Origin of the sequence: Planococcus notacanthi (assembly GCF_030407825.1) — a bacterium.
GTDB classification, from domain to species: domain Bacteria; phylum Bacillota; class Bacilli; order Bacillales_A; family Planococcaceae; genus Planococcus; species Planococcus notacanthi.
On record NZ_JASDCQ010000003.1, the window covers coordinates 79,459 to 102,818 of the forward strand.

Consider the following 23,360-nt stretch of genomic DNA (forward strand, 5'->3'; position numbering starts at 1 on the left):
TGCAATATATCGGTAAATGACATCGAAATACCTCTATCCCTTCGTTTGTCAGATTTCAAATAGGGAATAAGGAGTGCAATAGCAGATATACCAATGGAAGAGGAGGAATTAGGATGCTGACGTTCATTCCGAGTCAGGATTCACAGACTATTGCTTTCAAAATTGAGGGAACAATAACCAAGGAAAATCTGCAAGAGCTGGAGCGGGAGATCAGTGAACGGTTTTCTAAAGACCAGCCCTTCAATGCTTATGCCGTGATTGGGCAAGTGAAGGTGCCGACGATCAACGCATTGATGGAAGAAGTGAAAATCGATATGAAGCGCTGGAGCCAGTACAATAAGTTGGCTGTTGTCAGCGAAAAAAATTGGCTTGTCACCATCACCGATCTTGGTGATTTGTTGCCGGGCATCGAAGCAAAGCATTTTAAAGCGAGGGAAGCCGAGCAGGCTTGGAACTGGATCAGAGCCTGATCAGCTCCACCACTAATTAGAGGAGGGGAACTATGTTATCATTTGTGCCAAGTAAAGACATAGAAACCATTGCGATTGAATTTGAAGGGGCGGCTACAAAGGAAGATGCATTGAAGATCAATAAAATCATTCAGGAAAAGTTTGCCGATAAGGGAAAGTTCAATATTTATGCCATTATAAACGAAACGGACGGCATTCCTTTCACAGGGCTTGAGCAAAGTATGCAAGTGAATATGGATGCCTGGAATCAATTCCATAAATTCGCTGTCATCAGTTCTGCGCATATGCCGGGCCATGTAGCGGAAATGGAAAACCTGCTTCCGAAACTTGAAATCAAACATTTTCAACTGGATGAAATGAACGAAGCCTGGAATTGGATTCAGGAATAGGAAAAAAGCGTTTTGCAGATTTTGTGCAAAACGCTTTTTTAGGAGGAGAAACATGACGTTATTCCTCTACATGAATCAAATCTGCTTTGACGATATGAAAAATGCTCAAAACGATTGTTTTTCCATCCATATCTTCTACAGGAAAAAGGCTCACAGCAACACCGGAAAAATGGTCTTCAAGAGGCCCTTCAATGCGGATGTTCTCCAAGTATTCCCCTGTTGTCAACAAAATATTGTAGACATGGGACTTCTGCTTCATGGCAATCCCTCCTATGCGCAGTTTTGGAAAAATCACATGGCCAGGGTGGGAATCAGGACAGCTATCGTATACACTAATTATAAAGCAAAACGGTGTTTTACAGATAGGATGAGAGACGATGAAATCGGAAATTTCAATTAAAGTAACGGATAAATACAAGGCGGAATATGCCAAAGGCTACCCCTTGATCACTAAAGAGGCCCTGGAGAATCCGGAAGCCTTGCAGAACGAGGGAAGCATTTTAAAGCTGACCGATAAGCAAGGGCGCTTTTTGGCGAAAGGCTATTACGGCCTGCAAAACAAAGGTTTTGGCTGGATTTTGACGCATGATGAAAGTGAAACCATCGATCAGGATTTCATGGAACGCAAGCTGGCGACGGCTATCGGCCGCAGGCAAGCATTCTACAGCAATCTGGAAACGACGGCTTTCCGGGTGTTCAACGGTGAAGGCGATGGGTTTGGTGGACTGATCATTGATTATTACGCCGGCTTTTATTTGCTCAGCTGGTACAGCGAAGGGGTATATACCTTCAAAGACGAGATCATTGCAGCGCTGCAGAATGTCACGGAATGCAAAGGCATTTACCAGAAAAAACGATTTGATACAAAAGGCCAGTACATCGAAGAAGACGATTTCGTGACAGGCGAGCGCGGGGAGTTCCCGATGATCGTCAAAGAAAACGGTGTGAATTTTGCTGTTTACTTGAACGATGGGGCGATGACCGGCATATTCCTGGACCAGCGGGATGTCAGAAATACCATCAGGCAGAAATATGCCAAAGGCAAGACCGTGCTTAATACGTTTTCGTATACCGGTGCTTTTTCGGTAGCGGCGTCACTTGGCGGTGCTGCTAAAACGACGAGTGTCGATTTGGCGAAAAGAAGTTCGAGCAAGACAATCGAGCAATTCAGTGTCAATGGCATTGATTTTGAGACACAGGACATCCTGGTCATGGACGTGTTCAATTATTTTAAATACGCCAAACGAAAAGAATTGAAGTTCGACGTGGTCATTTTGGATCCGCCAAGCTTTGCACGTTCAAAAAAATACACGTTCAGCACTTCCAAGGACTATACGAATTTAATGAAAGAAGCGATTGCCATTACTGAAAGAAATGGCGTCATCGTCGCTTCGACCAACAGTGCCTCTTTTGGAATGAAAAAATTCAAAGGCTTTATCGATAAAGCCTTTAAAGACCTTGGAAAGAAATACAGCATCGTTGAGGAATTCACTTTGCCAAGTGATTTCCGTGTGCAAAAGGAATTCAAAGAAGGCGATTACCTGAAAGTGCTTTTTGTGAAGTTGGGCTAAGAAGGCCAGGATGGAATTTGTGTTTGTGACGAAAATTTGCGGGTAATGCAAAACGCTTCTCCATTTCTTCCCTTAATCCCTGTACAGTCATCTGCTGCAATTCTATAATAAAAGCAGATTGTGAGGGATAGTGAATGTTTAAGAATGCGTTAGGGACATTTCGTTTCATGGGCGTGCTGGAAGGCAGCTCTTTGTTGATTCTGCTTTTCATTGCCATGCCGTTAAAATACTTTTTTGAGTTTCCGGAAGCCGTCAGTGTCATCGGACCGATCCATGGAGCTTTGTTCAGCATCTACATCTTGATGACTGTCTATATGACCTTCATCTACAGATGGCCTTTCCGTTTCTCGGTTGGTGCCGTCGCTTCAGCGTTTTTGCCGTTCGGCAATTTCATTTTAGACAAAAGGCTTGAAAATTGGCAGCAGTTGAAAATAGCGACTGTGTAATTGCTGATGTAACTCGGGCACCAAACACCTGCAGGTTTTTCCTGCAGGTGTTTTTATTTGGGGTTATCGAAAGGCGTTCAACTCCTCTATAATGAAACTATTGAAATTTACAGATTTGCATTGGAGGTCACATCATGGCGAAAGCGATAAGTTCTTCTTCTTTAGCCGGAAATCCTGTTTATCCGGTGATGTTTGCGATTGGCGGCTGCCATTTGCTGAATGATTCTTTACAGGCCGTGATTCCTGCCATGTTCCCAATACTGGAAGCGGATCTTGGTTTGACGTTTACGCAACTGGGTTTGATTGCGTTTGTGCTCAATATGGTTGCCTCTGTCCTCCAGCCGGTTGTAGGATTCATCAGTGACAAGAAACCAATGCCCTACGCGCTGCCGCTCGGCATGACGAGTTCATTTTTCGGAATTGCGGGTTTGGCGTTTGCGCCGGAATATTGGATGATTCTTGTTTCGGTCATTTTCCTGGGGTTGGGTTCGGCTGTTTTCCATCCGGAAGGTTCACGTGTTTCCTATATGGCAGCTGGCTCCAAACGCGGCTTGTCACAATCGATTTATCAGGTGGGAGGAAACTCCGGCCAGGCACTGGCCCCATTGATCAGCGCATTCATCCTGGTTCCACTCGGCCAGATAGGAGCGGCTTTGTTCCTCTTTGTTGCAGCGATCGGCATTTTTATCCTATCGAAAATCTCCATTTGGTATAAGCAGCAACTGGAGAAGGAAAAGCTGCAGAAAGTGAAGAAAGTATTATTGTCTTCATTGCCTGAGATGACCAAAAAACAAGTGGGCGTGGCGTTGGCGCTTTTGATGATCATTATTTTCGCCCGTTCATTCTACGTCACCAATATGACGAGCTTTTACATATTCCATTTGATCGAGTCTTACGGGCTGACAATCCAGCAGGGACAGCTGTATGTCTTCCTATTCCTTGGCGTCGGGGCAGCAGGCACGTTTTTCGGAGGGCCTATGGCAGACAAAATTGGACGGAAGAACGTCATTCTTCTTTCCATTTTGGTGCCGATCCCGCTGGCCGCTTTCCTGCCGTATATTCCGCTTTACGCTGTACTGATTTTCCTGGCATTGATCGGTTTTTTCATTATGTTGAGTTTTTCCGTTACGGTTGTCTACGCGCAAGAGCTTGTGCCGAGCAAAATTGGCACGATGGCTGGTTTAACGGTTGGTTTGGCCTTCGGGATGGGCGCAATCGGCGCAGTAGTCATTGGGATTTTAATGGATGCCATCGGTGTCTACGAAACAATGGTCGTCGTTTCATTCCTGCCAATCATTGGAATAGTTGGCCTATGGCTGCCGCGTGACCGGAAAATAGTCTCGGCTTCATAAAAGAGAAATTTAAATAAGGGGGATACTGTATGACGATGAAATTGCCGGAAGTGCCGACAGCAATAAGAACGGAGCGTTTGCTTTTGCGGATGCCGATGCCTGGAGATGGAAAAATTGTGAATGCAGCAATTCAGGCCTCACTTGATGACTTAAAGCCATGGCTTGGGTTTGCGCAGGCGGAACCTTCTCCGCAGGACACGGAAATCAATCAGCTGGAGGCGCACTTGAACTTTATAAAAAAGGAAGTTTTGCGTTACCTGGTTTTTGATAAAGAAACAGGGAGCTTTATCGGCTCCACTGGCTTCCATGCTATTGAATGGGATGTGCCGAAAATGGAGATCGGCTATTGGCTGGATTCGAGAGCTACTGGAAAAGGCTATATGGCAGAAGCGGTTTCTGCATTGACTGAATTGGCTTTCTCAACTTTTAAATGCAAGCGCCTTGAAATTCAATGTGACACAGAAAATCGGAAAAGCCGAGCGATTCCAGAAAAACTGGGCTTTGTACTGGAAGGTGTTTTGCACAACGATGAACGATCAGTAGACGGCAAAAGGTTAACGGATACATGCATTTACGCTAAATTCACTTAACCCAAAACGAATAGGGGCTTTAAAGATGAAGAAGAAAGACAAAAATCAAGACGCCGGTCTGAAACCATTCATTTCATTGCTGTTGTCACTGAAGATTCCAAAGCTTGCCCTGACAATTGGGTTGCTGACAAGTTTAATCACCACACTCGTGGGCCTTGTAGTACCGCTGTTGACGAAAAACCTGGTTGATGGCTTTTCCTTTGATTCGTTGAGTGTGCCGCTGATTTTCGGAATCGCTGCGGCATTTATTGTTCAAGCCGTCATCAACGGGGTTTCGATTTACTTGCTGAGTATGGTCGGACAACGTGTGGTAGCGGGCTTGAGGGAACGGATGTGGGCACAATTGATCCGTTTGCGTGTCAGCTATTTCGATCAGCACTCGAGCGGCGAAACGGTAAGCCGTGTGGTGAATGATACAGGAATCGTCCGAAATTTAATCACAGACCACTTCCCGTCCTTCATCACAGGAATTATTTCAATTATCGGGGCAGTGATTATTTTAATCATTCTGGATTGGAAAATGACCTTGGTCATGATGCTGTCGGTACCGCTGACGATTGCTGTGATGATCCCCCTAGGCCGCCAAATGGCCAAGATTTCACGGAACCTGCAGGATGAAACCGCTCAGTTTACAGGTCATGTCCAGCAGACTTTGGGAGAAATCCGTTTAATGAAATCTTCGACAGCTGAAGAAATTGAAGAAAACAAAGGGGTACAAGGCATTCAAAAGTTATTTGCTCTTGGTATGAAAGAAGCGAAAATCTATGCGTTGATAGCACCTTTGATGTACCTGGTGGTTATGGTAGTCATTGTATCGATTATCGGCTATGGCGGGATCCGTGTGGCCAATGGCGAAATGTCGACGGGATCGTTGGTGGCGTTTCTATTGTATCTCTTTCAGATTATTGTTCCGATGGCAACCTTTGCCCGGTTTTTTACAGAGCTTCAAAAAGCCAAAGGCGCTACTGAACGAATCATTGGAATTTTAGAGTTGCCTTTGGAAGAACAGCAACAGAAGCCCGCGCTGGATATTGCCGGGAAAGCGCTGCAGGTGGAAGGAATAAGTTTTGCCTATGAAAACGGGGAACAGGTTCTAGAAGATGTATCGTTTGAAGCGCAGCCAGGGGAAATGATTGCCTTTGCGGGGCCAAGCGGCGGCGGAAAAACCACTGTGTTTGGTTTGGTCGAGCGATTTTACGAACCTTCATCCGGACGCATTTCTATTGGGAATATCCCCATCAATGAAATATCAATCGCTTCCTGGCGAGATCAGATCGGCTATGTATCTCAGGAAAGTGCCATGATGGGCGGCACAATCCGGGAAAATCTCACCTATGGCCTGCCGGATTCAGAAACGATTCCAGCCGAAGAACTTTGGCGGGTGGCTCGCATGGCTTATGCGGAAGATTTTATTCGCAGCTTCGCCGACGGATTGGATACGGAAGTCGGAGAACGCGGCGTCAAGCTATCCGGCGGACAGCGCCAACGGATTGCCATCGCACGAGCGTTTCTGCGTGATCCGAAAATCCTCATGATGGATGAAGCAACGGCCAGCCTGGACAGCCAATCAGAAGGGATTGTGCAGCAGGCATTAAGCCGATTGATGGAAGGGCGAACGACCCTGGTCATCGCTCACCGGCTGTCGACGATTGTCGATGCCGACAAAATTGTGTTTATTGAAAAAGGGCGTGTGACGGGAATTGGCACTCACCGGGAACTGACCGCTTCGCACTCACTTTACCGCGAATTTGCTGAACAGCAATTAACTTGATTGAACCGCTTGACCTTGACGCAACGTCAAGGTGTATGGTGAGTTTATCAGGAGGTGGAGAAATGGAATATACCGTGCAAAAACTGGGGAACCTGGCCGGCATCAGCACAAGAACCTTACGTTATTACGATGAAATAGGGCTCTTGAAGCCGGCAAGAAAAAGCTCGTCGGGATACCGGATCTATGGGCAGCCGGAAGTGGATAAGCTGCAGCAAATCCTTTTCTACCGCGAACTTGGTCTGGAGCTGGAACAGATAAAGAACATTGTCAATAATCCGGGTTTCAACGGTTCCCGAGCTTTGGAAGAGCACCGTGAAAAACTTCTCGCCAAACGCATGCAATTGGACCTCTTGATCATCAATGTGGAAAAAACCATTTCCGCAAAAGGAGGAGAAAGCATCATGGCTGATAATGAGAAATTTGAAGGGTTTAAACAAAAGCTGGTGGATGACAACGAACAGCAATACGGCCGCGAAATACGCGATAAATACGGCGACGATGTAGTCGATCAATCCAATGCCAAAATGCTGAACATGAGTGAAGAGAAATACCAGGCGTTTACACTTCTGGAACAGCAGGTGTTGGACCGTTTAGCAGATGCAATCAAAACAGGTGACCCATCGAGTGAGCTGGCGCAGCAAACAGCTGAATTGCATCGCCAATGGCTTGAGTTTACATGGCCATCCTACAGCAAAGAAGCGCATATGGGGCTGGCGGAGATGTATGTGGCAGACGAACGGTTTGCAGCATACTATGACAAAGTGCAGCAGGGAGCCGCACAGTTCCTTAGGGATGCCATTGCTGCCTACACGGCTCAGAATCAGTGAACATCAAAACACAGCCAATCCGACGAAATCGGGTTGGCTGTGTTTTTTCGTCTAGATTTAATGAACGTGCGTAAATGTTGCCGAGTGTGCACAAAGTTGCTTTAGCGTGCACAAGTTCTATCGAGCGTGCATTAATCCAATGAAGCGTGCGCATATTTTCTCAACCGTGCATAAACCTGTAATAAGCTAGACGGGCGACTCCGCTTTTCTTGATGTCCAGCTCCAGCGCTACATGGGCGCTTCCGCTTTTCTGGTTTACAAACTATTAACAAACCTTTACACCCCTGTTATAGCTAATCCTTCTCAGCTTGGTATACTGAAACCAATTAAAGCTGCTACCGACGATTCGGTTTAAACGAAAAGGAGAGGTTTGCATGCAAGGGTCGAAAAAGAAAGCGCCGATTGTGAAAGTCATGTCATTTAACATTGCTCATGGATTAGGGATGGATGGAATAGTAGATCTGGAGAAGACCGCTGAAGTCATTGAGGATTCCTGTGCTACAATCATCGCTTTACAGGAGGTTGACCGTTATTTTTCCGACCGCAGTTCGTTTGTGGACCAAGTAGATTGGTTGAGCCAGAGATTGAATATGCATGCAGCCTATGGCGCCAACATGAATTTTGCTGCTGAAGATTCAGAGCGCCCGAATCGCCAGTACGGCAATGTGATTTTAAGTAAGTATCCGATCAAGTACGTCGAGAACCATCTGCTGACACAGGTCTATTGTCCGTTCGGCAATAACGAACAGCGGGGAATTTTAGAGACCGTCATTGAAGTAGATGGCATTTATTTAAGTGTCTTCAATACGCATTTGGCATTGAAAGACGATGAATTGGCTGTCAGTATCGATGAAATTCTGGCGATTACCGGGAAAAGCCGTTTCCCGCGCGTACTCGCTGGAGATTTCAACGCACCATCTTCAAATGTTCACATGCAAAAGCTGAACAAACAGTTTAGAGATGCTTTTCTGAAAATGAAGAGAGGGGATGCTTATACATATCCTGCTCCTTACGTGGACAAAGAGACAACAGAAGTTTTTTGGCCAGCAACGCGAATCGATTATATTTTTTCGGACAATGATGTAGAAGTCGTCCAAGTAGCGGCTATTGAAACAGCGGTTTCTGATCATTTGCCGATTGTCGCAGATATGGTTCTGGCAGATGTGAAAGTGGGCGTCAAAGGACGTAGCCAGAAAGAACGTGCCAAAGTCTAAGCGATCGCCATTGTAAATATAGACATGTAAAAAACGGAAGCCTTAGTGGAGGGCTTCCGTTTTTTGGTGGTTATAAATTTGTTTGCCGGACTGAAGTTCACGTCTGCATAATTTGACCAATAAATAAACCAGCGGCGTATCGGCAGCAGCGACTAGCCATTTAAACAGGTATTGCGTAGCAATCATCCCGAGCAATGCGCTGGTCGGCATGGTTCCGTAAAATGCAATGGTGATGAAAATAGTGGTATCCACCAATTGGCTGGTCATCGTTGAGGCGTTATTGCGTACCCATAGTTTAGACTCGCCATGACGCTGTTTCAATTTATGGAAAATGGTGACGTCTAGGTTCTGGCTGATGAAATAAGACACAAGACTGGCCAAGGTGACGCGGAAACCTGCAGAAAAAATGGTTTCAAAAGAAGCCTGGTCTGCAAAAAATGGAGCAGAAGGCAAATGGATGGCAAAGAAAATAAATGCCAATGCGCAAAGCTGCGTGACGAAACCGGCGGTGACTGTCTGCCGTGCTGCTTCTTTGCCATATACTTCTGCAATAGTATCAGTGATTGGAAACGTGAAGACATAGACGATGACGGCGGCCGGCAATACAGCCCATTCACCGATGCTGAACAATTTGACTGCTAAAATATTCGACAAGATCAATAAGCCGACAAAGGCGCCGTTCAAATAAAGCAACATGTTCGGTGCCTCCTACCGGTTGGTGATCGTTTCAGGATTCATGTCATGATTCATCATCCGGTACGATGCCATTTCTTCGTATTTTGTTCCTGGCTTTCCGTAGTTGGTGTAGGGATCGATGGATAATCCGCCACGCGGCGTGAATTTTCCCCATACTTCGATATAGCGGGGGGCCATCAATTTGATCAAATCATTCATGATGATGTTGACGACATCCTCGTGGAAATCCCCATGATTCCGGAAGCTGAATAAGTAAAGTTTCAATGATTTGCTTTCCACCAATGTTTTATCAGGGATGAAGCTCAAGTAAATGGTGGCGAAATCAGGCTGTCCCGTTTGGGGGCAAAGCGACGTGAATTCGGGACAATTAAACTTCACAAAATAATCGCGGGTATGCAGATTATCGATCGGTTCGAGAATATCCGGATCGTACTCAAATTTGTACTTGGTTTGTTGATTGCCGAGCAATGATAGATGCTCAAGTGTGTCTTCGTTTCTTCCTGCCATGAAAACGGCCTCCTTTTAGATGGCCGGCTTGAAAGAGGGCTATAAAAAACGGACAAAAGAAAAAGCCAAATCGCATGTGGATTTGGCTGAGTTTCGACAATCCATAGTTTTTTATAGAGGGTGAAATGCTATGAACCTCTCCCGTCGCCGGGTTATTTACTTTTACTAACCTATCGTATAAGACTTGCTATTCGTTGTCAAACGGCTGTTTTTGGTAAAATAGCAGCAAGACGACGGAGGCGAATGTAAGATGGGACACGATCATAGCCATAACCATTTTGAAACAGCCAGGAGCGGCAACAAAAAAGCATTGATTCTGGCGCTCGGCATCACAGCCGGCATCATGCTGCTGGAATTTTTCGGTGGCCTTTTGACCAATAGCCTGGCGTTGATTGCCGACAGTGGACATATGCTTTCGGACACTGTTTCGCTGGCGCTCAGCTTGTCCGCTATCTGGTTTTCCGGAAAAGCGGCTTCTGCTAAAAAAACCTATGGGTATTACCGCTTTGAAATCATTACCGCCTTTATCAATGGCGCAACTCTATTTATCATCGCCGGATTGATCATCTATGAAGCCATTGGACGTTTTGTTGAGCCACCTGAAGTAGAGGGCGGCTGGATGCTGATCATTGCTGCCATCGGCCTTCTGGCAAATCTATTGAGTGCGTGGGTGCTGAACCGCAACGCAGATGTCCATGGCAACTTGAACATGAAAAGTGCTTATATGCACGTTATTGGAGACGCATTGGGCTCAATCGGTGCGATAGTGGCTGGAATATTGATTCTTCTGTTTGACTGGACGGTGGCGGATCCCATCATTTCGGTAGTTGTTGCTTTACTGATTTTGCGGAGTGCTTGGGGCATTATCCGGAACAGCCTCCATATTTTGATGGAAGGAACGCCCCACACCATCGATGCCCAAGAAGTGAAGGCATTGCTTATTGAAATTGAAGGGGTTTTGGATGTCCATGATCTTCACGTTTGGACGATTACGTCGGGCATGGATTTATTTACTTGCCATATCGATGTAGCGAAAGATACTGATGAGCAGCAGGTCCTTCAGAAGGCATTGAAGCTGGTCCATGATCATTGTGGAATCGAACATGCAACTATTCAAATTGAAAAGGCGGAGTCAATGCATCATTCATTGAAAGTTTGAATCTTGTCGGCTGGCTGGTCTGAATAGCGGGTATTTGTAGTGATAGAAAACATGATTTTCTCAGCAATTTGCCTCATCTCACAGTGAGGCTCTTAGATGTTCATGGTACACTAGAGCTAAAATAGTAGGCAGAAAGGAGCGGTAAGGATGGCAGCAGGTTATGGCAATGAATTGCAGACGCAAGCTTTGCAATGGATACAAACACAGCTTGGAAACACTGCAGAAATTACGGGCGTCAAGCCGCTGACAGGCGGAACTTCTTCCATGTTGTTTGAACTGGCTGTCGAAGAAAACGGCGTTTCGCTTTCGTATGTATTGCGGCTTTTCCATAAAATAGATTGGTTGGAGAAAGAACCGGATTTAGCAAAACACGAAGCGGAAAGCCTTCAGTTTGCTGAACAAGCTGGCCATCCGGTCCCTCATTTACTTGCTTACGATGAAACGGGCGAAAAAAGCGGATTGCCGGCAGTCTTGATGACAAAAGTGCCTGGTTCTGTCATATTGCAGCCGTCTAACGATGAAAAATGGCTGGATGGCCTGGCAGCTGCTTTAGCTGAAATCCATCAAACCAAGGCAGAGGGCTTTCCTTATGAATATTTTTCCTACAATAATGCATTTTTGCTGGAAAAACCGACCTGGTCCAAGATCCAGAACGATTGGATGCGTGCTTTTTATATTGTGGCAGAAAGCCGCCCTGAAGCTCAGGAATGTTTTATTCACCGGGATTTTCATCCCGCTAATGTACTGTGGGAAAACAAAGAAATCAGCGCTATCGTAGACTGGGTAAATGCTTGCCGGGGGCCGGCGGGAATCGATGTAGGCCATTGCCGTGTCAACTTGGCGCAGCTTTACGGAATTTCAGTCGCCAATGATTTTTTGGCGGCTTACCAGAGACATGCCGGGAATTCATTTACTTATGATCCGTATTGGGACCTTTTATCGCTGATTGATACATTGGATGGATCACCAGTTGTGTATCCCGGCTGGAAAGCCTTTGGCATGAAGGGCTTGTCCGATGAATTAGTCCGCCACCGTCTGGATGATTATTTAATGAGTCTTCTCGACCGTTTCGACGATTATTGAGCTGCAGAGCGGCAGCGACCAGTTTACTTCCAGGTTTGATTTCTCCGATAAAGGCAATATATAGGATAAGTGAGTTTTTTGAGGAGGAAATCGGATGAAGGATGAACAGCTGAAGCAATTAAAAAAACAATTGGAAGAACAAGTGGCATCGCTGGAAGAGCGCGTTGAACAAGATGAAGAGTTTGAGACAACGGAACTTTCGAATTATGACAATCATCCTGCAGATAACGCCACCGACCTGTATGACCAGGAACGTGGAATGGCGTTGACGCAGTTTAAAGAGGAAGAGCTGGAAGAAGCGAAAACGGCTTTGGCAGCAATTGAAGACGGCACGTATGGCAAGTGTTCGGTATGCGGCAAAGAAATACCGTTCGAGCGGCTGGAAGCATTGCCGACCGCATTGACCTGCATCGATCATGCAGATCAGGAGGTCGATTTGGAAAGCCGTCCGCCGGAAGAAGATGTGCTGCAAGCTTCTACAGGACAGCCAGTCAAGAAAGAAGACGATGGCATCCGTGATTACCAGGACAGCTTTGAAGATGTAGAGGACTTTGGCTCCTCTGATACTCCGCAGGATCAGCCCGATGAAGATCCGCAGGATTTCTTTAAAGACGATAAATAAAATAGCGTGAATAAACCCCCTGACTTCGCGCCAGGGGGTTTATTTCCCGGGAAATAAGGGGTGATGAGGATGGCTATGGACAAATTAACCGAAGAGTTCTATGAATTGGAATGCAGCCACTTGAAGCCGGAAGTAAGAGTTTCGACAGACAAGCTCGGCGAAATACTGGACGACGAATTTTATGAATTTGGCAGTTCAGGCGGATTAATCAAACGGTCGCATTACAACGAAGACCATCCATTAAATCCGGATCCGATGGAAATAAAATCTTTTACCGTACATGAGCTGGGTCCGGCTGCTGTTTTGACTACGTATCAAATCCATAATCAAAAGACGGGAAAGTTGACCAATCGCAGTTCGGTTTGGAAAAAAAGAGAAAGTGGCTGGAAATTATTTTTCCATCAAGGAACAGTTTCAACAAACGAAGTGTTTCAATAAAGGGAAAAGAGGATATTTAGGTAACAGAACTATTTTTGGTGGAGGAGGAAACAGATATGGAACATGCCATTGTGTTATTTGATGGAGATTGCAACTTTTGTGATTCAAGCGTTCAGTTTATTATAAATCATGACCCGGCCGGTTATTATCAATTTGCTTCATTGCAAAGTGAAATTGGCCAGGAACTTTCCAAGAAGTACAAAGTGCCAGATGATGTGGATAGCGTAGTCTTGATAAAAGATGGACAGGCTTACGTGAAATCCGAAGGTGCTTTAATGATTTCCAATCATTTGACCGGCCTTTGGAAATTGGCCTATTACCTGAAACCATTCCCGCGCGCAATCCGTGATGGGGCTTATGATATCGTAGCCAAAAACCGTTACAAGGTATTCGGCAAGTTGGACAGCTGCATGTTGCCGCCGCCTCATATCCGCAAGCGATTTTTAGATAAATAAGAAAAGCGGAAGCGCCCGTGTAGCTCTGCCGGGCATAAGACAGACCAGTAAAGTGGCGTGTTTTCAGCCGCACAGCACGAAAAGTGGAAGTGCCTATCCAGCTCTGACAGGTGTAAGACGCTCTGGCGAAGCAGCATGTTTTCAGCTGCATAGCCAGAGTGGTTTACATCCCGAAGAGCTAGGCACTGCAACTGGACACGGGTTGGCTTATGACCCAAAGAGCTGGGCGCTGGAGTCTGGACAATAAGAAAAGCGCAAGCGCCCGTGTAGCTCTGCCGGGCATAAGACAGACCAGCAGAGTGGCGTGTTTTCAGCCGCACAGCTGGGTTGGCTTATGACCCAAAGAGCTGGGCGCTGAAGTCTGGACAATAAGAAAAGCGCAAGCGCCCGTGAAGCTTTAAAGAGCATAATTAAAGATACCCCGAAGCGGAGGTACTGCGCTTCGGGGTATCTTTGGGTATACGGGAATAATGGGAACAATATTAATGGAAGTTGGATATCCGCCAATATTGGCTGGCAATCGGTCCGGCCATATAGGCAAGACCTTCACTTTCAGTTAAGTGAATTCCGATCCATTCGCCATCGTCGCCGTCCTTCAAATACACTTCGTGGTTTGGTGATTGGTCGTGGATTCCAATGATGTCATATGTGCCATCCCGGTAAAAGGCAGCGGATACTTCGTAATCGATATTGGGTGACGTTGTAATGGGATTGCCGACGCTGTGTTTTAAGGTGATGGACACTTTATGGCCCGTTTCCTCTATCTTTTCCAACTCGATGCCTTCAGCAGACGCGACATCCGCTTTGCTGAACTTTTTCCGCCAATTGTATCCGATAGTCGGGCCCACATCTTTGTCGTAGGCCAATGATGACTCTTCTTCTTTCAAGTCCACGGTGAAGTTGACCTGCGTCCGGTAATGAAGGGAGTCAGGATCAAAGTCTCGCCCATCTCCTTGGAAATACGGGAAAGGAGACAATAGGTTCGGATTTTTCAATATTAGATCCGGCAGGAATGTATGATAGCGGAAATGCCAAACCGGATAAGCTTTTGGTTTTTCTTTATCAGAAAGCAAATTATCCAATGGGGCGATTATTTTGGTCAGCCAGAAATCTTCCATCGCTGCTTTATCCCGTGAGGAATTCCAGTTTAATGCACCAAAGACTTTTGCCACTGTAAACTTTTCTTTCCTAAAACTTTCTTCTGACTTGGCTACTGGACGTTTGCCGCGGATCCAGTAAGTGAACTCCTGGTCCATCGGGACTTGCCGGTCCGTGTATTGGTTTTTTTCCACCGTTTCTAAAAATATGCCATTCTGATAGATGTCGAATTCAGTAATGCCTTCAATTTCTCCCCATGCTAAAGAAATCCGGTTTTCAGAAACAATCGCCGTCAAGACAATTTCTTCAAGACGGTTGATGCTGTCTTGTTTTCGGTTTTCCGTTCCGGTATGCAACTTGATTTTATCGGTCCATTTTCCTGAAGAATCCAGTCGTTCAATGGTGTAGGTGTACAATTCGCCTTTCTTTAATCCTTCGTCCTTGAACAAATTTTGAGTGCCGGTATAAACGACTTGATCTTCTTTCTTAACGCGGCAGACGTCCTCTGTTGCTGTCCATCTGAAATAAATCATGGTATCGGATTGTTCCAACACCAGAATATCCAATTCATTTGCCATATTCCCACCTCCACATGCTATTGTTATGCATATACCCGTTTTGAAACAAAGATGAACCCATGAGAAAGCGGCCAAGATATTTGTTACACAAATTAAATATATACAAATGGGGTTTAACTGTATAATTAAGGTAGGTATTCATACATATTTGAGATAAACTGGTTTTTGTTGGATAACTTCTGAAATCCTAATCGATATAAAAAATAAATAAAAGCATTCGTTTTCCTATAGTAATAGCTTTAGAATTTAGCTCACTGCACTAGATAGATTGAATAAAACGGATGGGGGAATGAAGGTGGAAAACACTCAAAAAGAGCGTAATTTTAGTAACTTCGATGAAGCGGCGGCATACATACTTCAGTTGTTAAGCAAGCAGATCGGAATTAATTCCTTATTTATCGCGAAGAATGACGGAATCACCAATCACATCATTAAAGCACTCAACAGCGATAAGGCCTTAATTGAAGAAGGCAGTTCCATGCCGCTCCCTCATTCCTTCTGCAGTTTGAGCATCAATCACGGCCCGAAGGCTTTAGTGATTGAGGATGTTTCTGAAAATGAGCTGACACGTTCTATGGGCATTGCGGCGAATTACGGACAAGGAACGTTTGTCGGTGTTCCGGTGTATTACAACGATGGCACTGTCTACGGAACAATATGTGGACTGGACGATCAGTATTACAAGCTCTCTGAAGAGCAGCTCTATACGTTTGAAATGATGTCGACATTATTGACCTATGTACTGGAACTGGAAAAAGCGAACCACCAAATTCAGACATTAACAGCTCCGATCGTCCCAGTAACAAAAGGAGTGGCGATTGTACCGGTAATCGGCGAAATTACAGCTCCGCGTGCGCAAGTCATCATCGAGCATGTACTTGAAAAATGCAGCCACGAACCGATGGACTATTTGATCATTGATGTGTCAGGGGTTCTGCAAATCAACACTGTCGTAGGGGAATACTTGCTGAAGCTCGTGAATATTCTTAAAATAATTGGCGTGACGCCAGTTATTACAGGCATTCAGCCGTTCATGGCAATAAAAGTTCCGCATTTTGCGGCGGCGCTGAAAGGCGTTTTGATCGAAGCTAATCTTGAATCGGCCTTAAAGCAGTTAGGATTTGTTTTGATAAAAGAATGTAAAGAAAAATCAGACCTTCGTTGAGGAGGTCTGATTTTTTGGAGATAAGTTGCGCAAGTTAACTTTCTTTGTCAAAAAATACATGTTTCAATTCCCAGGAATCGCCGATTTCGAGCAAGCCAAAGGAATATTGTTCTTGTCTGCGCTTATCGGTTGGAGAACCTGGGTTGAACAAAGTAATGCCTTCAACTTCACGCATGATCGGTGTATGCGAATGCCCGAAAACGATGATATCGACGTCATCATTAGCGAAGGTATCGAATGCCTGCTTCTCTGTAGGTTTGCGGTCACTGTCGCCATGAACGACGCCGATTTTTAAATCGCCGAAAGTGAAAATCTTTTTGCGGCCGAACTTGTCGAGAATATCCCATGGATCGACATTGCCGGTGACGCCATCGATGTCTGCATAGGCTGCCAGCTCGTGATAAACATCCATCGTTTGCCAATCGCCTGCATGGATAATAAAGTCAGCTTCCTGACAAGCATCCACCAGTTTTTGCGGCAACTTCTTGGCGCGGAATGGAACATGTGTATCTGACACAATAACGATTTTCTTCATCTGAACGCCTCCAGTCTATTTCTTTCTTTCACTTTACCAAATAAACTCTCCCGCGTCGAAACCCAACCGATAGCCAGCCAGGGTTAAAATTTCAGTAAATAGGGAAGTGAATACAATAAGCCGAATTCGAAATGCTGAAGACAAACGGAGGGATAACCATGAAAAAAAGTACGACAAAAAAGTTTTTTTATACTGGAGCAGCTATGGCCAGTAGTTTTCTTTTAATGACTGTCTACAAAAAGAACAAATCTAAAAAGATCTGGGTTTACGAAGATAACGATATGAGAAACAGTGCAACGGTAGACACTGAAGAAAGCGTCAATGCCGACACGGATGATGCAGAAATCGGATTGACCCAATTGGATTCTGCCTTTCGCTCTGAATGGCAGGCGAATGGATTTCCTCAAACGCATAAAGAGCTGGCAGAATTGGAAAGTAAATAACCGTGTGGCCCCAATGCAAGTGCTGGGGCCATTTTTTGATAGAGCTTTATAAAATCTAAAACTTAAGGAGGAAGAGGGGTATGGAGAACAAAAGGAAAGTCGTTTGTTACATCGCTGAAAGCCTTGATGGCTATATCGCGACAGAAGATGATTCTCTCGAGTGGCTGTTTAAATCGGAAGTGGAGGGTGGCGGAGATGCTGGATACGCTGAGTTCATGGAAAACATCGATACGGTCATTATGGGGCGCCGAACTTATGATTGGGTAATGGAAGCTGAAAACGGCAACTATCCTTATCAGGAATTAACCAGCTATGTCTTTACTTCTTCAACTCCTCAAGAAAATTCAAACGTGATATTTACAAACCAAGAGATCCCAAGCTTTTTGGAGGACCTTAGAAAAAAACCTGGAAAAGATATATGGGTAATTGGAGGCAGCAAGCTGCTCCATGAATTCATAAAAGAGGATTTGATTGACGAATGGATTATTTCAATTGCTCCTGTATTGATTGGAAAAGGCATTCCTTTGTTTCAAACATTCGATTTTGAACTCCGTTTACTATTAAAAGAAGTAAAAATGTATGGCCAGTTTGCCCAATTGCATTATGAAAGAGCATGAGCATGGTTGAAAGGGCTGCAGCGAGCAGCCTTTTTTAGTTTCATTTTTTATGTGTAAATACCTAATATTTAGAAAAGATAATGCCTCTTTTTTTATCAAACAACAATAAACTACTACTTTTGGCTATTCTTTCACTAAATAACAAGTAGTTACGAGGGATTGAATTCTTACTATTCCAATTATATACTATTAAAAGGAATCATTTGTTGATTCCTGGAATAGAAGGGAGAGAAAGCATGAAGAAGTTAAAAGTAGCAATATTCGCCTTATTCACGATTTTATTCTTAGGTTTTTCTCAAACCTCGGCAGAAGCACATTCTCCAGACCTGCATGAAGGAGTTTCCGGACAGGACGTAACAGAACTCCAGTCCACCTTGAAAAAGTTAGGCTACTTCCAGACAACTCCAACAGGTTATTATGGATCGATAACTAAAAATGCAGTTATTCAGTTTCAGCGTGATTTCAATGTTCCGGCTACAGGATTTACTGGATCATTAACACGGGCGAAACTTTCAGATGTTGATATGATGGCGCGTGTTGTACACGGAGAAGCGCGCGGTGAAAATTACACAGGACAAGTTGCGGTAGCGGCTGTTATATTGAACCGCATCGATTCTTCGTTATTTCCCAACAGTACATACAATGTGATTTTTCAGCGTAATGCATTCACTGCCGTAAACGACGGACAGTATGGATTAAAACCGAACTCGACAGCTTACCAGGCAGTAAAAGCGGCTGTTAAGGGCTGGGATCCTTCACTTGGAGCCACTTATTATTACAATCCGAGCGGTGTTACGGACACGTGGATTTTCTCGCGTACAACCATCACCAAAATCGGAAAACATGTTTTTGCAAAATAATTTCCAGCATCGCCCTGAAAAAACAGGGCGATCTTTTTATGGTGTAAGTATAAAAGAAAAAAAGCGTTATACTTAGAAAAGGAACATTGAGAGGTGGAAGAAGAATGACAAAAGAAAATGCACAGCAATTGCCGCCAAAAACCTGCACGATCGAAAAGCTGGTAACGAACAAACGGGATGTAGAAAAAGTCTTGTCAGGTACGAAGTCTGCTACTCGCCGAAATGGCCGTTATGCCGATATCGGTGAGACTACGGTATTGAATGATAAAAAGATTATGGTGGATGACGTATATCAGCAAACGCTTGGCGAATTGACAGATGAAATGATCATCCGGGAAGGCTATGCGACGGTCGAAGAATACAAGCAATCCATCTTGTCTTTCCATCCCGGAATGCCCTGGCTTCCGGAGATGACAGTTTGGGTTCATGAGTTCCATTTGGTAGAAGAGTAAGTATCCCATGTACACATTCGTTCTCTATGCCCATATTTTAAGTGCCGTTTTGTCGATCGGCCCATTTTTTGTTTTGCTTCCTTTAGTGAAACGAATGGAGGCGGCAAGCGGCAACGTATTAGACGCGCATATCATTACGTTTAAGTCAGCTACACGGCTTGTAAAACATGCCGGACACGTGCTCGTTGCTACAGGCATCCTGCTGATTTGGCAAGGGCCGTGGCAGTGGTCGACTTCATGGATTGTGTGCACGCTGGCGGTTATGGTCGCATCGATCTTTTTCCTAGCCCGTGCCTTTACACCGATTCTTCGCCAATTCGGCGGAGGTGCAGATCACACGTTGCTGGTTAAAAAATTAAACCGCTCGTTGTGGATTTATATTTTATTGTTATTATTAATGCTCTGGTTCATGGTCGGCAAGCCGATGTTTTGGTAACGAAAAGGACGACCCCGCTCATTTAAGAGCAGTGTCGTCCTTTTTGTCAGCCTTTGACAGCGCCTGCCGTCATACCGGCAACGAAATAACGCTGCAAGAAGACATAAGCGATGACCATCGGTGCTGAAGCGATAATGACGCCTGTAAAGAGCATCGGGTAGTTGGTTGAGTATTCGCCCTGGAACTCCAGCAAAGCAAGCGGCAGGGTCTTGTAGGCGTTATCGGTGATGAACAGCAACGGATAGAGCAAGTCGTTCCAGTGCATCACAAACAGGAAAATGGCTGTAGCTGATAAGGAAGGCAGCGACAACGGAATCGCCACTTTGGTGTAGATTTTCCAGTTGCCGGCACCGTCTATGGTAGAAGCTTCAAATAATTCCCTTGGCAAGGTCTTCATGAATCCAGTCAGAATAAAGACTGCAATCGGCAACGTGGTAGCGATATTGACGAGAATGAGCCCCAGCAAACTATTGGTCAGGCTGAGATCAAGCATCAGCGAATAGAGCGGAATCATACTCACTTGTGCCGGTACCATCATGCCGAGTGTGAACAAGATGAACAAAAAATTGCCGAGCCAATTATTGAGGCGGGTGATGCCATAGGCAATCATCGAAGCAAAGAACAGCGTCAAAGACACCGAAAACAAGGTGACGATTGTGCTGTTCATAAAATAGCCGGCCATCGTCTGTTCCTGGAAAATCGCTGCATAATTCTCAAACTGAAGGCCGGACTCGGGCAACCCAAGTGGATTTCTAAAAGTTTCCTGAATCGTCTTCAAAGAAGTCAAAACGACGATCAGCAAAGGAACCAGAATCAGCAGCGCATAGATGAGTAAAGAAAATCTACGGAAGAACAAGCTGTTGTCCTCCTTTCTTAAAGCTTAGAAGATAAAACATTTACGCAGAATTTAGAAAAAGTTTCTCGGGCCATAAGCCACTCTGTTTGTGCGGCTGAAAACATGCCATTTCGCTGGTCTGTCTTATGTCCGTCAGAGCTACACGGGCGCTTCCGCTTTTCTATGTCCAGACTCCGGCAGCCAGCCCCTCGAGTCGCTTCAGTCTTACCAGCAATGGCAAAGAACGCCATTACCGGTAAGACTTCCAGCGCTTGTCGGAGGCCCCCAGGATGCGGGTCAGCTAACCGTTGCGACAGGAAGTCGCGTTCTTAGGTTAGCTTCTACTGACGGCTGCCTTCGCTTTTCTAGTAAGAAATCCTATCAGAACGCAATGCTTTAAATTGCAGGAACGTAATGATGGCGATGATGATCATGAAGATGACCGAGATCGCACTAGCGTAGCCGAATTGGTAACTTCTGAAGGCGATATCGAAAATGTAAGTAGCCACAATTTCAGTTGAATTATTAGGGCCGCCTCCGGTCATCGCAAAAACCAGGTCGAATGCTTTGAACGATTGGATGGTGGTGTAGGCCACAACAATCGTTGCAGAAGGAGCCAGCAACGGCCAAGTGACTTTGCGGAAAGTCTGCCATTTGGTGGCGCCTTCGATTTTTGCCACTTCGTAAAGTTCGTCCGGAATCGCCTGCAATCCTGCCACGAAAATGATGAGCATTTGCCCGGCGTGGAACCAAATTTGCGTAACTGCCAAGGAATAGATGGCGATATTTGAGTTGCCGAGCCAGTTTTGTGCTAGGAAATCAAGGCCGACGAGCTCCAGCGTCTGATTCAGGATGCCAAGGGAGGGGTCGTAGATGAACGACCAGATAAAGGCTACTGAAACGGACGACAGGATGGTCGGAAAGAAATACAGGGCACGCAAGAAAACCGTAGTCTTGTTATTTTTTAGGACAATCAAGGCGAATGCCAGTGCAACGAGCGTCTGGAAGACAACAACCACGAGCATGAATTTCAGGTTGTTTCCGATGGTTTTCCGGAAAATGGTATCTCCTGTAAAGGCGCGCTCGTAATTGTCGATTCCGACAAATTGGAAGCTCGAGCTTAGGCCATCCCAATCCGTAAACGAATAGAACAAGGCGCTGACTGTCGGATAAACAAAGAAAACTGCATATAGGAAAAGCCCGGGCAGAAAGAATAAGTAGATGGATTTAGAAATTTTCATCCCGTTATTCCCTGTTTTCGTCTACGAGCTGTTGTGCTTCTTCAGCAGCCGTCATCGGGTCTGCTCCACCCAGAACATTTTCGATCGAGCTGAGGACAGCCGCTTCGATTTGGGCATTGGTGATCAAGAAGCGCGGCTGGAATCGGGTTTTTCGTTCATCAATCCAATATGCAGTGTTTTTCAATACTTCAGATTCGTATTCAACATCGTTGACTGTCAGATGCTGGCCGGTTTCATTGGCATATTGGGAAGCAATTTCAGGCTGGCTTAAAAAATTGATAAACTCTTTTGCCTGTTCTTTTTTCTCCGATTTGCTGTTGACTGCCAACATGAAAGTTGCTGTATTGATGCCTTCATACACGGCTTCGCTTTCTTCCACAGTGATTGGCGCCATCAAGTCGAGCTGAAGGTCCGGGTTCAACCCAAGCAAGGCCGACATGTGATAAGAACCTGTAGCGAGCATAGCGGCTTCTTCATTGGCGACCATGGCCATCGCCGAATCCTGGCTGGTACCAAGTGCGTCCGCTTGAATATAGCCTTTTTGCTCAAGCAGCTGGAAATCTTCTAAAGTCTTGACCCACCATTCGTTGGTCAGGGATTCTTCACCGTTTTGAAGCTTTTCAAAAATATCTTCATCCGGTGCATTATTCATCATCATGCTGTTCATAAATTGGTTGGGGCCAATATCTGCTCCGGGAAACGCGATAGGTGTGATGTCGTTTTCCAAAAGAGTGTCGGCCATTTCCTGGAATTCAGTCCAGCTTTTCGGCACTTCCAAGCCAAGCTCTTCAAACATGCCTTTATTGTAAACCGGCATATTGAAAACCAGCTGATAAGGAAGGGCGAATTGGGTGCCGTCTTTTTGTCCAACGCTGATCAGTTCTTCATCGAAATTGGAGACGAACTCCTCATCGCTTAAATCTTCGAATAACCCTGCACTGGCAATAGCTTCAAATTGAGCGCCAGGGAAAGAGGTGAAGACGTCACCTGTTGAGCCGTCCTGTAATAGGCGCTGTCCCGTAGCCTGATATTGCTCGGATGGATAAATCGTCATCTCTACAGTAATATTAGGGTTTTCGTCTTCGAACTGGGCAATGATATCATCCAATACTGCTTTATCTTCGCCTCTCCAATGGATAAAGCTGATCTGGGTGCTGTCTTCGCCACTTTCATTGCTGGTATCGCTGGTGCTTTCACCTGCACATCCTGCAAGCAACAAACTTAAAGATAAAACTCCTGATGACAACAATGCATACTTTTTCATCGTCCGTTCTCCTCCCTCTATTGTGAAAGTTAAAATGCTTACTTCATTTATACCCCAATCTATCCTGTAAATACAGAATTATCTAATTAAGGGCTGTTTTTAGTTGACAAAACCGGCTGGATTGCATAAGATAGGCACAACCTTTTTTGTACGGATTGCGGTTGAAGGCGTCGGGAGCGACTCCGCCGAATTCCAGTTGAGCAGAGTATAGCAGAGCTAAATCGATGAATAAGAAAAGTAGCGCAG

28 protein-coding genes, 1 riboswitch and 1 other annotated feature (1 of these 30 running past the window's edge) are annotated in these 23,360 nt (G+C 45.2%); of the genes, 20 read left to right on the forward strand and 8 right to left on the reverse strand.

Annotation, left to right across the window (positions count from 1 at the left end):
• The first annotated feature begins 113 nt into the window (after positions 1-113).
• Together QMA01_RS11610 and QMA01_RS11615 are read left to right on the forward strand one after the other, a co-directional pair.
• Positions 114-470: a SpoIIAA family protein gene (locus QMA01_RS11610; RefSeq protein WP_290215049.1), complete on the forward strand. Its 357-nt coding sequence runs from the start codon at positions 114-116 to the stop codon at positions 468-470.
• 32 nt (positions 471-502) lie between these two features.
• Positions 503-859, forward strand: a complete 357-nt coding sequence (locus tag QMA01_RS11615) for a SpoIIAA family protein (RefSeq protein ID WP_290215050.1) — start codon at positions 503-505, stop codon at positions 857-859.
• Between the two features lie 58 nt (positions 860-917).
• Here QMA01_RS11615 and QMA01_RS11620 read toward each other — a convergent pair whose 3' ends face one another.
• Positions 918-1,118 (reverse strand): hypothetical protein, encoded by a 201-nt coding sequence (locus tag QMA01_RS11620; protein ID WP_290215051.1) that lies wholly within the window; start codon positions 1,116-1,118, stop codon positions 918-920.
• 118 nt (positions 1,119-1,236) lie between these two features.
• On the opposite strand from QMA01_RS11620, the gene QMA01_RS11625 reads away from it, so the two are divergent.
• The 7 genes from QMA01_RS11625 to QMA01_RS11655 all read left to right on the forward strand — a co-directional run bounded on the left by QMA01_RS11625 (position 1,237) and on the right by QMA01_RS11655 (position 8,630).
• Complete coding sequence (locus tag QMA01_RS11625; protein WP_290186359.1) at positions 1,237-2,430, forward strand: class I SAM-dependent rRNA methyltransferase; 1,194 nt, start codon at positions 1,237-1,239, stop codon at positions 2,428-2,430.
• 134 nt (positions 2,431-2,564) lie between these two features.
• The gene (locus QMA01_RS11630; RefSeq protein WP_191715188.1) at positions 2,565-2,876 is read left to right on the forward strand and encodes a DUF3817 domain-containing protein; all 312 of its coding nucleotides are present in this window, start codon (positions 2,565-2,567) and stop codon (positions 2,874-2,876) included.
• 134 nt (positions 2,877-3,010) lie between these two features.
• Positions 3,011-4,228, forward strand: a complete 1,218-nt coding sequence (locus QMA01_RS11635; protein ID WP_290215052.1) for an MFS transporter — start codon at positions 3,011-3,013, stop codon at positions 4,226-4,228.
• Positions 4,229-4,257: 29 nt separating this feature from the next.
• Complete coding sequence (locus tag QMA01_RS11640) at positions 4,258-4,818, forward strand: GNAT family N-acetyltransferase (RefSeq protein WP_290186357.1); 561 nt, start codon at positions 4,258-4,260, stop codon at positions 4,816-4,818.
• A 25-nt stretch (positions 4,819-4,843) separates the two neighbouring features.
• Positions 4,844-6,589: an ABC transporter ATP-binding protein gene (locus QMA01_RS11645; RefSeq protein WP_290215053.1), complete on the forward strand. Its 1,746-nt coding sequence runs from the start codon at positions 4,844-4,846 to the stop codon at positions 6,587-6,589.
• A gap of 62 nt (positions 6,590-6,651) precedes the next feature.
• The gene (locus QMA01_RS11650) at positions 6,652-7,416 is read left to right on the forward strand and encodes a MerR family transcriptional regulator (RefSeq protein ID WP_290215054.1); all 765 of its coding nucleotides are present in this window, start codon (positions 6,652-6,654) and stop codon (positions 7,414-7,416) included.
• Positions 7,417-7,790: 374 nt separating this feature from the next.
• Positions 7,791-8,630: an endonuclease/exonuclease/phosphatase family protein gene (locus QMA01_RS11655; protein WP_191715193.1), complete on the forward strand. Its 840-nt coding sequence runs from the start codon at positions 7,791-7,793 to the stop codon at positions 8,628-8,630.
• A 42-nt stretch (positions 8,631-8,672) separates the two neighbouring features.
• Here the strand turns inward: QMA01_RS11655 and QMA01_RS11660 are convergent, their stop codons facing one another.
• Together QMA01_RS11660 and queF are read right to left on the reverse strand one after the other, a co-directional pair.
• Positions 8,673-9,326, reverse strand: a complete 654-nt coding sequence (locus QMA01_RS11660) for a queuosine precursor transporter (protein WP_290215055.1) — start codon at positions 9,324-9,326, stop codon at positions 8,673-8,675.
• Positions 9,327-9,338: 12 nt separating this feature from the next.
• Positions 9,339-9,833 (reverse strand): preQ(1) synthase, encoded by a 495-nt coding sequence (queF, locus tag QMA01_RS11665; RefSeq protein WP_191715195.1) that lies wholly within the window; start codon positions 9,831-9,833, stop codon positions 9,339-9,341.
• 97 nt (positions 9,834-9,930) lie between these two features.
• Positions 9,931-9,978, reverse strand: a riboswitch (PreQ1 riboswitch).
• A 105-nt stretch (positions 9,979-10,083) separates the two neighbouring features.
• On the opposite strand from queF, the gene QMA01_RS11670 reads away from it, so the two are divergent.
• The 5 genes from QMA01_RS11670 (at position 10,084) to QMA01_RS11690 (ending at position 13,590) form a co-directional block, all read left to right on the forward strand.
• Positions 10,084-10,992, forward strand: coding sequence for a cation diffusion facilitator family transporter (locus tag QMA01_RS11670; RefSeq protein WP_191715196.1), 909 nt, complete (start codon positions 10,084-10,086; stop codon positions 10,990-10,992).
• A 147-nt stretch (positions 10,993-11,139) separates the two neighbouring features.
• The gene (locus QMA01_RS11675) at positions 11,140-12,075 is read left to right on the forward strand and encodes a phosphotransferase family protein (RefSeq protein WP_191715197.1); all 936 of its coding nucleotides are present in this window, start codon (positions 11,140-11,142) and stop codon (positions 12,073-12,075) included.
• Between the two features lie 94 nt (positions 12,076-12,169).
• Entirely contained in the window at positions 12,170-12,697 is a 528-nt protein-coding gene (locus QMA01_RS11680; RefSeq protein WP_191715198.1) for a TraR/DksA C4-type zinc finger protein, read from the forward strand.
• A 69-nt stretch (positions 12,698-12,766) separates the two neighbouring features.
• Positions 12,767-13,135, forward strand: coding sequence for a nuclear transport factor 2 family protein (locus tag QMA01_RS11685; protein ID WP_290215056.1), 369 nt, complete (start codon positions 12,767-12,769; stop codon positions 13,133-13,135).
• A gap of 56 nt (positions 13,136-13,191) precedes the next feature.
• Positions 13,192-13,590, forward strand: coding sequence for a thiol-disulfide oxidoreductase DCC family protein (locus QMA01_RS11690; RefSeq protein ID WP_191715200.1), 399 nt, complete (start codon positions 13,192-13,194; stop codon positions 13,588-13,590).
• Positions 13,591-14,072: 482 nt separating this feature from the next.
• On the opposite strand, the gene QMA01_RS11695 is transcribed toward QMA01_RS11690, so the two are convergent.
• Entirely contained in the window at positions 14,073-15,266 is a 1,194-nt protein-coding gene (locus tag QMA01_RS11695) for a DUF3238 domain-containing protein (protein WP_290215057.1), read from the reverse strand.
• A 289-nt stretch (positions 15,267-15,555) separates the two neighbouring features.
• On the opposite strand from QMA01_RS11695, the gene QMA01_RS11700 reads away from it, so the two are divergent.
• The gene (locus tag QMA01_RS11700; protein ID WP_203340651.1) at positions 15,556-16,431 is read left to right on the forward strand and encodes an STAS domain-containing protein; all 876 of its coding nucleotides are present in this window, start codon (positions 15,556-15,558) and stop codon (positions 16,429-16,431) included.
• Between the two features lie 34 nt (positions 16,432-16,465).
• Here QMA01_RS11700 and QMA01_RS11705 read toward each other — a convergent pair whose 3' ends face one another.
• Entirely contained in the window at positions 16,466-16,966 is a 501-nt protein-coding gene (locus tag QMA01_RS11705) for a metallophosphoesterase family protein (protein ID WP_191715203.1), read from the reverse strand.
• Positions 16,967-17,124: 158 nt separating this feature from the next.
• On the opposite strand from QMA01_RS11705, the gene QMA01_RS11710 reads away from it, so the two are divergent.
• The 5 genes from QMA01_RS11710 to QMA01_RS11730 all read left to right on the forward strand — a co-directional run bounded on the left by QMA01_RS11710 (position 17,125) and on the right by QMA01_RS11730 (position 19,774).
• Complete coding sequence (locus tag QMA01_RS11710) at positions 17,125-17,409, forward strand: hypothetical protein (RefSeq protein WP_191715204.1); 285 nt, start codon at positions 17,125-17,127, stop codon at positions 17,407-17,409.
• 80 nt (positions 17,410-17,489) lie between these two features.
• The gene (locus QMA01_RS11715; protein WP_191715205.1) at positions 17,490-18,026 is read left to right on the forward strand and encodes a dihydrofolate reductase family protein; all 537 of its coding nucleotides are present in this window, start codon (positions 17,490-17,492) and stop codon (positions 18,024-18,026) included.
• Between the two features lie 236 nt (positions 18,027-18,262).
• Entirely contained in the window at positions 18,263-18,886 is a 624-nt protein-coding gene (locus tag QMA01_RS11720; protein ID WP_191715206.1) for a cell wall hydrolase, read from the forward strand.
• 104 nt (positions 18,887-18,990) lie between these two features.
• The gene (locus QMA01_RS11725) at positions 18,991-19,338 is read left to right on the forward strand and encodes an ASCH domain-containing protein (RefSeq protein WP_191715207.1); all 348 of its coding nucleotides are present in this window, start codon (positions 18,991-18,993) and stop codon (positions 19,336-19,338) included.
• A 7-nt stretch (positions 19,339-19,345) separates the two neighbouring features.
• Positions 19,346-19,774 carry a hypothetical protein gene (locus QMA01_RS11730; protein ID WP_191715208.1) on the forward strand — a complete coding sequence of 143 codons (429 nt, stop codon included), beginning with the start codon at positions 19,346-19,348 and terminating at the stop codon, positions 19,772-19,774.
• Between the two features lie 46 nt (positions 19,775-19,820).
• On the opposite strand, the gene QMA01_RS11735 is transcribed toward QMA01_RS11730, so the two are convergent.
• From QMA01_RS11735 to QMA01_RS11745, 3 genes are all read right to left on the reverse strand, one after another.
• Positions 19,821-20,630, reverse strand: a complete 810-nt coding sequence (locus tag QMA01_RS11735) for a carbohydrate ABC transporter permease (RefSeq protein WP_191715209.1) — start codon at positions 20,628-20,630, stop codon at positions 19,821-19,823.
• 344 nt (positions 20,631-20,974) lie between these two features.
• Positions 20,975-21,850, reverse strand: coding sequence for a carbohydrate ABC transporter permease (locus tag QMA01_RS11740; RefSeq protein WP_191715210.1), 876 nt, complete (start codon positions 21,848-21,850; stop codon positions 20,975-20,977).
• Between the two features lie 4 nt (positions 21,851-21,854).
• Positions 21,855-23,114, reverse strand: a complete 1,260-nt coding sequence (locus QMA01_RS11745; RefSeq protein WP_191715211.1) for an ABC transporter substrate-binding protein — start codon at positions 23,112-23,114, stop codon at positions 21,855-21,857.
• 215 nt (positions 23,115-23,329) lie between these two features.
• Positions 23,330-23,360, forward strand: a binding site (T-box leader) (it continues 181 nt past the right edge of the window).